Source organism: Paractinoplanes ferrugineus, from assembly GCF_016862195.1.
GTDB classification, from domain to species: Bacteria; Actinomycetota; Actinomycetes; order Mycobacteriales; family Micromonosporaceae; genus Actinoplanes; species Actinoplanes ferrugineus.
The window spans coordinates 136,703-149,852 of the sequence record NZ_BOMM01000040.1; the positions used below are offsets into that span (position 1 = coordinate 136,703).

Here is a 13,150-nt window from a genome sequence, read left to right on the forward strand (position 1 = left end):
GTGGTCGCGCCCGTCGCGTCCGGGCCGGGCGTAGCCGCCGACCCGGCGGCGTCCCGCCGGATCTGGTTCCTGCTCCCGCTGTCGGCCTTTGCGACATTCACGTTGATCGGCGGCGTCACCTCGGTCCTGCTCGGCCGTCAGGTGGCCATGCACTACTCCGACACCGATGCCGCCGGCGTCCTGGGCCTGGTGCTCGCCGTGACTTCGATCCCGACCGTCGTGACTCAGCCGATCTTCGGAGCCCTCAGCGATCGTGGCCGGCGAGGGCGCCCCCGCCGCCGTAATATCTGGGTCCTCGGTTCGGCGTTCGCGATCATTCCGTTCGTGGTGGCGACCGCACTGGCCGGCAACGTCGTCCTGATCACCCTGCTGTGGTGCCTGGCGGCCTTTCCTCTCAACGCCGCCTCGGTGAACCTGTCCACGGCCCTGCCCGAGCGGGTTCCGGCCGCGAAGCGCGCGACCATGTCCGGGTTGCTCGGTCTCTCCCAGGTATCAGGGCTCCTGGCCGGCCTCGTCCTCGGCGGTCTGAGCAGCATCCTGTTCGGCTATCTGGCCGTGGGCGCCGTTTACGTGCTCACCATGATCCTGTTCGCCGCGCTCGCCCCCGAGACCCACCACGAGCTGCCTGAGCCGCCACCAGCTCCGGCCCGGCGATGGGGACTGCCCTCGTTCACCGGTGCGCGCGATTTCTACCTCGCGGCGCTGGGCCGCTTCCTGGTCCTGTTCGGGACCCAGGTGGTGCTCGGCTTTCTGCTTTACACGCTGCGCGACTACGTCCGCGTCGGGGACGGCTCCTTGGCCGATGCGACCGCCGCGCTGGTGCCCCTTTCAGCGGTCAACGGGGCCGCCACTCTGCTCTCGGCCGCCTGCAGTGGCTATCTGGCCGACCGGCTCGGCCGGCTCAAGATCTTCGTGGTGATCTCCAGCCTGATGATCGTCCCGGTCGGTCTCATCCTGTTCCTGTCGGCCACCCTCGCGGCTGTCTATGTGTGCGCCGGCCTCCTCGGGCTGGCCTTCGGCACCTATCTCGCCATCGACCAGGCCCTGGTGACCGCGGTTCTGCCCAGCGAGAGCCGGACGGGTGGCGACCTCGGTCTGATCAACGTCGCGAGTACGCTGCCGAACGTCCTCGGACCGGCCGTGGCCGGTGGGCTGGTCGCCCTGACGGGCTCCTTCCGGCCGGGCTTCGTCACGATGATGATCGCCGCTCTGCTCGGCGCCCTGACCGTCCGCTACATCAGCGACCGCGTTCGATGACTTCCATCCCTGGGTGAGCCGGGACATGGCCGGTCTCACCGGGCGATCGGGAAGTCCTCCAGGGAGAACATCAGGCCCTCGTCGTAGCGACGCAGCATGTCGGCCTCCGCCGCCAACCCCTGGACGTGGTCGAACGGCCTGATCCGGTGCATGATGCGCTGCAGACAGCCCAGCAGCCAGTCCCCGGCACCGAAGTCACCGCCGGTCTCCTCGCGATTGACCAGCCAGGTCTGCAGGCAGGCGGAAGCCGCCCACAACAGGCTGAACATCCGTGACGCGTCGTCCATCTCGGCCGAGGAGGCGAAGGCGGGGTCGGCGGCGCGAAGGCCCGCCACCCGTTTTCTGAGCGCGCCCCATTCCTCGTCGAGCTCCCGGACCAGGAGCTCGATCGCCGCTGCGGTGGTGCTCGTCACGGCCGCGGAGGAGCCGGCCCCCAGCATCGTGACGGCGTGCCGCCAGTTCTGACCGACCTCGTCGACGCCCCGGTTGGTCAGCTGGAGTTTCTCACCGTCCGGTTCCCATCGCACGGCACCTTTCGAGAACGAGAACACCGCGGCCATGGCGTCCCCCGCCTCGTCGATGCCCTTGGGCGAGCGCTCCAGGACCACCGACAGCTGGGCGGCGATCGCGCGAACGCAGACATGGGTGGTGCCGTCGAAGACGCTGACCACCGAGTTGTCTCGGAGTAACTTCTGGAACATTCCGTACCAAGGGCCTTCCCGCATGAATTTGCGAGCGCCGAGGATCTCGCCGACATCGGCCATGACGTCCTCGACCAACGTGGGAACCAGGTACTTCGAAATCGCCGACCACAGGCTGAGTCTTCCGGGCAACGCGGACATCGCCCGGAAGGCCGGACGGGCGACACATTCGGCGATCAGAAGGTCGAGATAGGAACCGACCAACTGCCGGCGAATCGGGGGGATGTCGTATGCCGTCTTCGCATAGAGCTCACGCGATCGAAGATGGGCGAGCGCCAGGCGCAGTGCACTGTCCCCGCTGCCGAGGGAAAATGTGGCCAGCATCGTCCGCGTCACCTGAAGCGTCTTCATCGTCTGTTTCAGGCCGTCCCGGCCGATCTGGGCCGACGGCGGGATCTCGCAGTCGCTGAACTTCACGCCGGACAGATCGAAGCCACGCAGACCGTGCAGCCGCACAGCGGGAATATTCGTCCAGCCGTCGGCCGGCAGGTCCGCCTTGAACAGGCAGACGATCGAGAACCCGTCACCGCTCGCGCCGGGGGACCTGGCCAGCACCGTGATGAAGTCACCTCGGGTCGCATTCCCGATGGGCCACTTCGCACCACTCAGAAAGACTTTCCCGGCGCTGCTCACCAGAACCGCGTCCGACGCCATGAGATCGCTGCCGTGCTCGGCCTCGGAGATGGCGAATCCGCCGAGCGAGCCACTGACCAGCGCCTGAGCGAGCCGGGTGCGCTGCTCGGCGGTACCCCAGAGCCACACCGGCATGGCCGCCAGCAGGGTGCTGCCGAACGACAGGGTCACCGTCAGGTCACGGCGGGCCGCGACCCGGCCCGCCCACAGGACATCCTCGGGCCGGTCCAGCGCACCGCCGAGACTCGCCGGGATCATGAACGCCGGAAAACCGAATTTCCGCATCAACGACATCGCCTGCTCCGGCAATTCCGAAGCCTCGTCGCACTCGACCTGCTGCCGGTAGTTGAATATGTTGGCCGTGTCGTTCGGGTCGCCCAGGCCGAGCTCGAGCTGCTCCGCCCGAAGACCGATACCGCCCCGGCGCACAACGGATTCCGGCATGTCCACCCTCGCCTCTCCATACACGCGTTACGTCGCCGTCGCGTGCCATGAGCCGAAATACTCCATCCGCGGGCTGTCCTCGGCACCGGTGTTCCGCCACACGGAACGCCCGGGTCGGCGGGTATGAACATTGTTACCGTCGGCGTTCTCATCGGACCCAGGAGGAGCTGAGGATGATTTCGTTGACCGAGGAGACATTCACGAAGATGTTCGAGGAAGCCCTGCTGGAGGTCCTCGGGGAAATCCCCGACGGCGTGGGGTTCGACTCGAGGTTCAGCGACCTGAAAATCGATTCGCTGTCCCGCCTCGAGGTCATGACGATCCTCGAGGGGCGGCTTCAGACCCGGGTCGACGACTCGATGCTCCAGAAGATCGACAGTGGCCGCGACATGTTCCTCCTGCTCACCGGAACCCCGATCAAAGAGGATGCGTGACTGTCGAGGTCGTCGTCACCGGGGTCGGAGCCATCAGCGCGATCGGCGATGACGCCGCCGCATCCCATGACGCCCTGGTCGCCGGCAGATGCGGCATCCAGGTCCGGCCGGGGACGGACGTCGCCGGTGCCCGGCCGACGCTGCAGGCCGCGATCGGCGACGGATCAGCGATCGGGGCGACCCGGCTGGAGCAGCGCAAGTGGGACCGGGCGACCGCCTTCGCCATGCACGCCGCGCGCGGCGCATGGGCGATGGCCGGGGCTCCGGCGGTCGACCCGGAACGTCTGGCGGTCGCCGTCTCCGGCGCCTTCCCCGGATATCTGTCGCTGATGCGGATAGTCGAGGACTTCGCCGCCAAGGGAAGCTTCGCTCTCACCGCGGCATCCATACCCCGCACGATGGTCAACGCCCAAGCCGTGAACATCGCCATCGAGCTCGGTGCCCGGGGCGGGTCCTACGCTCCGAACAGCGCCTGCGCCTCGGCGTCCGACGCGATCGCTCTGGGTTATCGACTCATCGTCTCCGGCGAGGCCGATGTCGTGGTCGTCGGGGGTGCCGACGCACCCCTGCACCCGGTCATGCTCGCGGGGTTCCAGGCCATGCGGGCGCTGTCCGGGAACATCGGCGAACCGCATCTCGCCAGCCGGCCGCTCGACCGTCGGCGGGATGGTTTCGTCATGGGCGAGGGGGCCGGCGTGCTGGTGCTCGAAGCACTGGACTTCGCCCGGAGCCGGCAGGCCAAGCCGATGGCGATGTTGCGTGGCTTCGGTGCCACCTCGGACGGCCACCACCTTGTCGCACCCCACCCCGGCGGAGTGGCGGCCTCCTCCGCCATGCGTAAGGCGCTGGAGCGTGCCGGTGTCGGCCGGCACGAGGTGACCGCGATCAGCGCGCACTGCACCGGCACGCCGGTCGGTGACGCGGCGGAATCCACCGCGATCACCCGGCTGTTCGGGGCACACACCGGCGGAATCGCGGTCACCGCCACCAAGAGCGCGATCGGCCACACGATCGGCGCGTCCGGAGCCCTCGCCGCGGTGCTGGCCTGCTGCGGCCTGCAGGAGCGCGTGGTCGCGCCGGTCCTGGGCTTCCACGAATCCGACCCCGGCGTCGAACTGGACATCGTGCACGGTAGTCCCCGGTACCTGTCCGTCGACCGTAAGCAGGTCTCTCTGGTCAACGCCTTCGGGTTCGGAGGCCAGAACGTCAGTCTGTGCTTCTCCGAGCCCTGACCGGAAGAGGCGGCAACCGTCAGCCCGTCCCCCGCTCACCGAGCGTTCGGCGGGCTGTCCGCGGTCCCCCCTCAACCCCGATGGAAGCGGCCACCGGCCCCCCTAAAGTCTCGGGTTCGTCTGGTAATCCTCGACAAACCGGTGGAATCATCTGCCACGCAGATGACGCCCGGCTGCCGCCCGCCGGCCTTCGGAAGGATGCTCGGTGACGACCACTGACCTCCGGCCTTCTGGTCCAAGTCGAAAAGTTCGGGGCGACACCATGCCGGTGCGGAGTCGAACAGGTGGCCAGGCGGTCGGCTCGGTGCTCGCTTCGCCCGAGCGGCCCACCATGCTGTCCCGCGGGATCCGCATCCTCAACTGCTTCGACGAGCCCGGCGCGAGCTACGCGTTGTCCGACATCGCCCGCCGTACGGGTCTGCCCAAGACCACGGCACATCGGCTGATCGGCGAGTTGCTCGACTGGGGCATGCTCGATCGCAACGGCAGCGCCTACAGCCTCGGACGCAGCATCGCGGCACTCAACGCGCGGCTCTCCGAGGACACCGCGGTCGCCTATCACCTGCTCGCCTCAGCCCAGCGCCTTCCGACGAGCCTGCCGGAGCCGGTTCTGCTGTCGGTCTTCACCGAGCAGAGCGTGACCCACTTCGACACCAGGCGGGAACGCCGGGTCATGGACAACGACCTCGCGCTGGACCAGCCCTGGCCGGCCTGCATCGCCGCGGCGTCGAAGATCGCCCTGGCTTCGTGGCGCTTCCGGCCCACCGAGCCCGTCCTCCGGATCCCCGACACCGCTCGGCTCGCCTCGGCACAGGCCTGGTCGGACGCGGACCTGCTGAGGTCCGTACAGCAGGGTTATTCCACGTGCCGGGTCGGAGACATGGTCGCGGCCGCCGTGGTGATACGCGATGCGACGGCACACGCCTGCGGCGCCTTGTCGACCGCGGTTCCGGCGGAGCCCGCCAGGCGGGCCGAGACCATTCGCACCCTCATCGCCGCCGGCGGCAGCATCACGAAGGCCTAGCAGACCGGGCCGGCACGGATCCCCCGGATTGCCGCTCGACCACCCTGCGCCCCTACCCGACAGGCGCGAACGCGGTAGGGGGGCGCTAGGGGTCTCCAGGGGTGGCTGTGCCTGCCCGTTGCTTGTTTGCTGGGACTCCAGATCCGCAGGCTGATTTTGCCTGTCGAGCCTTTACCTCCAAGGGATATTCGCCCATGACCCAAGGTGTTCACCGCGTCGTCCTCGTCGTCGGCATCGGCCACCGTCCGGCCACGGGCCCGATCCCGCCCGCCGCCGCCGTCTGGAGCGCGATCGAGGACGCGGGGGCCATCGCGTCGGCCGCGCAGCCGATCGTGGTCCTCACCACGGTCGCGGTCCCCGACCTCGACGGCATCGAGGGTGTGCTGGTCCATTCCGCCGACGACCCCTTCGCCGCCGCCGAAGCGTGTCTCCTCGAAGAGACGGCCGCTCTGGTCGTCGTGCCGCAAGGCCCGGACCACCCGGCCGTCGCGCTGGCGCTCGGTTCTTCCGCTGACGACGGCTACGGCCCGCTACCGGCCGACCGGTCGACGATCTCGCGGCTCTCGGCGAAGGCGAGTGCGCCGGGTGCCGAGTTGCCGTTCACGGCGCCGCTGCTGGTCTCCGGCCGCACCGAGGCGGGATTCCGCGCGTACGCCAAGGAGCTGGCCACCTATCTCGAGCGGACGCCGCAGGCGTCGATCGCCGACACCGCCTACACGCTCGCCATGACCCGGACGATCTGGCCGCAGCGCGCGGTGATCGCCGCATCGGAGCGGGCGGCCGTCGTCGCCGCGCTCGAGCGGCTGGCGACGGGTGTCCCCGGCGAAGGACTCGTCCGCGGTGCCACCGACCCCGGACCCGGCCCGGTGTTCGTCTATCCGGGACAGGGTGCGCAGTGGGCCGGGATGGCCACCGAACTGGCCGCCACCGCTCCGGTCTTCGCCGACGCGCTCGCGGAGTGCGCCCGCGAGCTACGCCCGTACGTCGACTTCGAACTCGCCGACGCGCTAAGCGGCGCCGTGCCGATGGACCGGGTCGAGGTGATCCAGCCCGCCCTGTTCGCCGTGATGGTGGCGCTGACCCGGCTGTGGCAGTCGAACGGGATCACCCCCGCCGCCGTCGTCGGGCACAGCTTCGGCGAGATCGCCGCGGTGACCGCCGCCGGCGGGTTGTCCCTGGCGGACGGTTGCCGTCTGGTGGCCGCCGTCAGCCAGGCCCTCGCCCGGCTGCAGGGCAACGGCGACATGGTCGCCGTCGCCCTGCCGGCCGACCGGCTGGGCGCGCTGATCGCCGAGTGGGGTCTCGACCTCGAGATCGCCGTCGTCAACGGTCCGAGCTCCACGGTGGTCGCCGGGCCCGGCGAGGCCGCCGCCGAGCTGGTTGCCCGGCTGCGGGAACGCGGCGACCGGGCCCGGATCCTGCCGATCAACATCGCCGGACACACGCGGCACATGGAGCCGATCCACGAGTACCTGATCGGCGAGGTGGCCCCCATCCGGCCGCGGGCCAGCACCGTGCCGGTGCACAGCTCCACCGCGCCCGAGCCGCTGGACACCGCCGTGCTGGATGCCGAGCACTGGTTCGCCAGCCTGCGCGACACCGCCGAGTTCCAGCGGGTCACCGAGACCCTGCTGGGCTCGGGGCACCGCTTGTTCATCGAGATGAGTCCCCACCCCGTGCTGGCCATGTCCATCACCGAGACCGCGGCCCGGGCCGGCCGGGAAGCGGTCGTGCTCGACACCATGCGGCGCGACGACGCGGGCTACGACCGGTACGTCCGGGCCCTGGCCGAGTCACATCTGAACGGCGCGGCCCCGGACTGGTCGACGGTCCTGTCCGGCGCCCGGAAGATCCCCTTGCCGGCCTACCGGCCCGACCGGGACACCACCGGCGACGACGGCGACAGCCTGCGTGACCGGCTGCTGCCCCTGAACCCCGACGCGCGCCTCGAAGAGGTCGTCCGGCTCGTCAGCGGTCTGCTACCGGCCGGCGAGGGTGCGGACCAGGACTTCCGGTCGCTGGGAGTCGACTCGGTCGGCGCGCTCGCCCTGCGCAACCGGCTGAACGAGCTCACCGGGCTCCGGCTGAGCGTCACGCTGCTCTTCGACCACCCCACCCCGCGGGCGGTCGCCGCGGAGGTCGTCCGGGCCTTCTTCGGCGGCACCGAGCAGGAGGACACCGGCGGCCCGACCGACGGCCCGCCGGACCCGCGGGAGCCGATCGCCATCGTCGGCATGGCCTGCCGCTTCCCCGGCCGGGTCGACTCCCCCGCCGATCTGTGGCGGATGGTGCACGACGGCCGCGACGGCATCACCGCCTTCCCCGGCGACCGGGGCTGGGACCTGGGCGCGCTCTACGATCCGGACGCCGCCACGGCCGGCACTTTCTATCCGCGCGAGGCCGGCATGCTCGAGGACGTGGCCGGCTTCGACGCCGACTTCTTCGGCATCTCGCCGCGCGAGGCGCTGGCGATGGACCCGCAGCAGCGGCTGCTGCTGGAGACCACCTGGGCGGCCCTGGAGGACGGCGGTATCGACGGCACCGCCCTGCGTGGCAGCCGGACCGGCGTCTTCACCGGCATCATGAACCTGCCCTACGGCAGCCCGCCGCACCAGGCGCAGCCCGAACTGGAGGGCTACGTGGTGACCGGCACGCTGGCCAGCGTCGCCTCCGGCCGGGTCGCGTACGTCCTGGGGCTGGAGGGGCCGGCCCTCACCCTGGACACGGCCTGCTCATCCTCGCTGGTGGCGCTCCACCTGGCCGCCCAGTCCCTGCAGCGGGGCGAGAGTGACCTGGCCCTGGTCGGCGGGGCCACAGTGATGGCCGAGCCCGGCCTGTTCATCGAGTTCAGCCGGCTGCGCGGGCTCGCGGCGGACGGCCGTTCCAAGCCGTTCTCGGCCGCGGCCGACGGCTTCGGCATGGCCGAGGGCGTCGCGGTCCTCGTGGCCGAGCGGCTGTCGGACGCGCAACGCCTCGGCCACCCGGTCCTCGCGCTCGTGCGCGGTTCGGCGATCAACCAGGACGGTGCGTCGAACGGGATGACCGCGCCGAGTGGCCCGGCCCAGCAGCGGGTGATCCGGGCCGCGCTGCGCGACGCCGGGCTCGGACCGGTGGACGTGGACGTCATCGAGGCCCACGGCACCGGCACCAAGGTCGGCGACCCGATCGAGGCGCAGGCCCTGATCGCCACGTACGGGCGCGGCCGGCCGGCGGACCGGCCGATCCGGCTGGGCTCGGTGAAATCGAACATCGGGCACACCCAGTCCGCGTCCGGCATCGCCGGCGTGATCAAGATGGTCGAGGCGATGCGGCACGGGGTGATGCCCCGCAGCCTGCACGCCGAGAATCCGACGCCCGAGGTCGACTGGTCGGCCGGGACCATCGAGCTGCTGGCCGAGAACCGCGAGTGGCCGAACGACGAGCACCCGCGCCGCGCCGGGGTGTCCTCCTTCGGGATCAGCGGCACGAACGCGCACGTGATCCTCGAGGAGTTCGTCGCCGGGCCGCCGGCGGCCGAGCTCGGCGGCGTCACCCCGCTGATCCTGTCCGGCAAGAGCCCGGAGGCCGTCCGGGACCACGCGCTGGCCCTGCACCGGCACCTCACCGCCCACCCCGACCTGCCCCTGGGCGACGTCGCCGGGACCCTGGCGCACCGCGCCGTCTTCGCCCACCGCGCCGTCGTCTCCGGGGACCGCGAGCAGATCCGCACCGCCCTCACCACGGTGACCCCGGTCCCCGTCGCCACCCGGGTGGCCGCCGTCTTCTCCGGCCAGGGTGCCCAGCACCTCGGCATGGGCCGGCAGCTGGCGGCCGACTTCCCGGTCTTCGCGGCCGCCCTCGACGAGGCCTGCGCCCACCTCGACCCGCTGCTCGGCCGGCCCCTGCGCGAGGTCATGTGGTCCGGCGGCCCGGCACTGATCGACCGGACCGAGTACACCCAGCCCGCCCTGTTCGCCTTCCAGGTCGCCCTGGCCCGGCTCTGGCAGTCCTGGGGTCTCACCTTCGCCGCCCTGGCCGGGCACTCCGTCGGTGAGATCGCCGTCGCCCACATCGCCGGCGTGCTCACCCTGCCCGACGCCGCCCGGCTGGCCGTCACCCGCGGACGGCTCATGGGCGCTCTGCCGGCCGGCGGGGCCATGGCCGCCGTCGACGCCCCCGCCGCCGAGGTCGAGGTCGGCGGCGGCATGGCGATCGCCGCGATCAACGGCCCCCGATCCGTGGTCGTCTCCGGCCCCGAGGCCGAGGTCGGCGCCGCCGTCGCCGGCTGGAAGGACCGCGGCCACCGCGCCACCGTGCTCCGCGTCAGCCATGCCTTCCATTCCCCGCTCATGGAGCCGATGCTCGCCGCCTTCGCCGCCGAGCTGGACACCCTCACCTTCCACCGGCCCACCATCGCGATCAGTTCGTCGGCCGACACCGGCCACCCGATCACCACCGCGGCCTACTGGACCGACCACGCCCGCAACGCCGTGCTCTTCCACCGGGCCGTGACCAACCTGCCCGAGGTCGACGTCCTGCTCGAGATCGGGCCCGGCGCCACCCTCACCCCGTTGGTCGACAACGGCATCCCCTCGACCCGCCGCAACCAGGACGAGACCCCGGCGATCCTCACCGCGGCCGCCGGCCTCCCCGTCGACTGGCGGCGGATCGTCCCGGCGGGTGGCCCGACGCCGCTGCCCGGCTACCCCTTCCAGCACCAGCGCTACTGGCTCGGCGGGCCGGACGTGTCCGGGGCAGCGTACGGGTCCGATCCGCAGACCCATCCGATGCTCACCCAGCGCACCGACCTGCCCGGCACCGGTGGCGTCCTGCTCTCCGGCAAGCTCACCCCGGGCACCGACCCGTGGCTGTCGCATCACGTGGTCATGGACACGATCCTGCTGCCCGGCACCGGCTTCGTGGAGCTGGCGGTCGAGGCGGGCCGGGCCGTCGGCGCCGGTACGGTCGAGGAACTGGTCCTGCGCGCTCCGATGGTCTTCCCCGCCGGCCGGGCCCGCGAGCTCCAGGTGTGGATCGCCCCGGACCAGGGCGACGGCCAGGACCTGCAGATCCGTACGCGGGAGCCGGCCGGCGAGTGGACCCTGCACGCGACCGGGCTGCTCGGCACCCGCAGGGCCGACACCAGTGCACTCGGCGCCGACTGGGCCGGACCGGTCTGGCCGCCGGCCGGCGCCACCGAGGTACCGGGCGCGAGCTTCTACCCCGACCTCGCCGCCCGCGGTTACGAGTACGGTCCGGCTTTCCACGGCGTCAAAGCCCTCTGGATCCGCGGTGACGACCTCTTCGCCGACGTGGTCCTGCCGGAAGGACAGCCGACCGGCTTCGGCATCCACCCGGCCCTGCTCGACGCCGCGCTGCACGCCCTGCCGATCACCGGCCGGCTCTACGACGGTGCCGACGACGTCCGGCTGCCGTTCTCGTTCAACGGCGTCTCGCTGCTGTCGGCCGACGCGCGGCGGGTGCGGATGCGGATCCGGGTGGACGACGCCACCGGCTCCGCCGCCGCCTACGCCACCGACCCGGACGGCCGCCCGGTGCTGGCCATGGAGTCGCTGATCATCCGTTCGGTGCAGCGCTCCCAGCTGGAGTCGGCCGGTGCGATCGAGCCGGCCGGGCGCTTCGCCGTCGGGTGGGAACGACTCGCGACGGCGGCCGGCGCTGACCGCGTACCCGGGAACTGGCTCGTCCTGGGCGCCGTGGACCCGCAGCTCACCGCTCTGCTCTCGCCGGTCCCGGCCGGGGCCGTGCCGGACGGTGTGCTGGTCGGCGCGGGCGGCGCCGAGGATTTGCTGGCCGCCCTGCACGAGGTCGGCGACGTCGCGCCGGTGTGGTGCGTGACCAGTGGAGCGGTCGGCGTCGGCACTGGCGATCCGGCCGCCGACGTGCGTGCGGCCGGCGCCTGGGGCCTGGGCCGGGTCGCCGCGCTGGAGCTGCCCGGCCGGTGGGGCGGCCTGATCGACCTCCCGGCCGGCGTCGACGCGGCCGGCGCGCGGCTGCTGGCGGGCATCCTGTCCGGCGCCGGCGACGAGGACCAGCTGGCGATCCGGGACGGCGCGGTATGGGCCCGCCGGCTGGTGGCCGCCCCGCCGGCGGGCACCGAGACCTGGACCCCCAAGGGCACCGTTCTGATCACCGGCGGGACCGGCGGACTGGGCGGTCAGGTAGCCCGGCGGCTGGCCGCGCTCGGCACCACCGGCCGGCTCGTCCTGCTCTCCCGGCGCGGGGCCGACGCGCCCGGGGCCGCCCAGCTGACCGAGGAACTCGTCGCCGCCGGGGCCAACCCGCTCCTGGTGGCGGCCGACATCACCGACCGCCGGTCGGTCGGTGAGCTGATCGACCGGCTGGCCGCCGAGGGCACCCCGGTGAGCACCGTCGTGCACACCGCCGGAGTGGTCAGCGAGACCCGGATCGCCGACCTCGGGCCCGAGGCGCTGGCCGCCGAGACGGCGGCCAAGGTGCAGGGCGCGTTGGTGCTCGACGAGCTGCTGGCGGACCTGGACGACTTCGTGCTCTTCTCGTCGATCTCCGGGACCTGGGGTGCGGCCGGGCAGGCGGCCTACGCGGCCGGCAACGCCCAGCTGGACGCCCTGGCCCGGCGGCGGCACGCGAGCGGTCGGCCGGCCACGGCGATCGCCTGGGGCCCGTGGCTGGGCGGCGGCATGCTGACCGACCGCGACGAGCGCGAGCTGCGCCGCCGCGGGCTGGCGCCGCTGGCCGTACCGAGCGCGATCCTGGCTCTCGAGCAGGTCGTGGCGGCCCGCGCCGTCGAGAGCGTCGTGGTCAACGTGGCCTGGCCGCGCTTCCTGCCCGCCTTCACCGCCTCCCGGCCGAGCCGCCTGCTCGTCGGTTTCGAGCCCGCGGCCACGCCGGAGCCGGTCGCGGCCACCGGCGCGGGGTCGCTCACCGAGCGGCTGGCCGCCCTGCCGGTTGCCGAACGCCGGCCCGCGTTGCTCGAGGTGGTCTGCGCCAACGTGGCCGCCCTGATCGGACAGTCCGAGGTGGGTCGCATCGATCCGGGCCGGGCGCTCAAGGACCTCGGATTCGACTCGCTGACCTCGGTCGAGCTGCGCAACAAGTTCGCCGCGCTGCTCGGCATCCGGCTCTCGGCGACCTTGGTCTTCGACTTCCCGACGCCCCACGCGCTGGCCGATCATCTGCTCACCGAGCTCGATCTGGGCGCCGCCACCGGCGCCGACGTGCCGCTGCTGGAGGAGTACGGGCGGATCGAGGCCAAGGCGCTCTCCCCGTTGACCGCCACCGCCGACCGGCTCGAGCTGACCGCCCGACTGCGCGGCCTGCTCGACCAGCTCGAGCTGCTGGACGAGCGACCGGACCGCCCGGCCGACACCGGCACCGCCGGCCTCGAGCACGCCAGTGTCGCCGAGCTGATGAATTTCATCGATGCCGAGTTCGGCAACCCCTGAT

The 13,150-nt window shown here is 71.9% G+C and carries 6 protein-coding genes; 5 read left to right on the forward strand and 1 reads right to left on the reverse strand.

From position 1 onward, the window contains the following. Positions 1-1,257, forward strand: a complete 1,257-nt coding sequence (locus Afe05nite_RS22840) for an MFS transporter (RefSeq protein WP_203819199.1) — start codon at positions 1-3, stop codon at positions 1,255-1,257. Between the two features lie 35 nt (positions 1,258-1,292). Here Afe05nite_RS22840 and Afe05nite_RS22845 read toward each other — a convergent pair whose 3' ends face one another. Continuing rightward, positions 1,293-3,035, reverse strand: coding sequence for an acyl-CoA dehydrogenase family protein (locus tag Afe05nite_RS22845; protein WP_203819200.1), 1,743 nt, complete (start codon positions 3,033-3,035; stop codon positions 1,293-1,295). Between the two features lie 173 nt (positions 3,036-3,208). Between Afe05nite_RS22845 and Afe05nite_RS22850 the strand changes: the two genes are divergently transcribed. From Afe05nite_RS22850 to Afe05nite_RS22865, 4 genes are all read left to right on the forward strand, one after another. Beyond that, positions 3,209-3,469: an acyl carrier protein gene (locus tag Afe05nite_RS22850; RefSeq protein WP_203819201.1), complete on the forward strand. Its 261-nt coding sequence runs from the start codon at positions 3,209-3,211 to the stop codon at positions 3,467-3,469. Continuing rightward, on the forward strand, positions 3,466-4,701 hold the full coding sequence (locus tag Afe05nite_RS22855) for a beta-ketoacyl-[acyl-carrier-protein] synthase family protein (protein ID WP_203819202.1): 1,236 nt from the start codon (positions 3,466-3,468) through the stop codon (positions 4,699-4,701). Before Afe05nite_RS22850 ends, Afe05nite_RS22855 begins: the two co-directional genes overlap by 4 nt. Positions 4,702-4,969: 268 nt before the next feature. Further along, positions 4,970-5,725, forward strand: coding sequence for a helix-turn-helix domain-containing protein (locus Afe05nite_RS22860; RefSeq protein ID WP_203819203.1), 756 nt, complete (start codon positions 4,970-4,972; stop codon positions 5,723-5,725). Positions 5,726-5,919: 194 nt separating this feature from the next. Next, a complete protein-coding gene (locus Afe05nite_RS22865) occupies positions 5,920-13,149 on the forward strand; it encodes a type I polyketide synthase (RefSeq protein ID WP_203819204.1) in 7,230 nt (2,409 codons plus the stop codon). The last annotated feature ends 1 nt before the right edge of the window (position 13,150 follow it).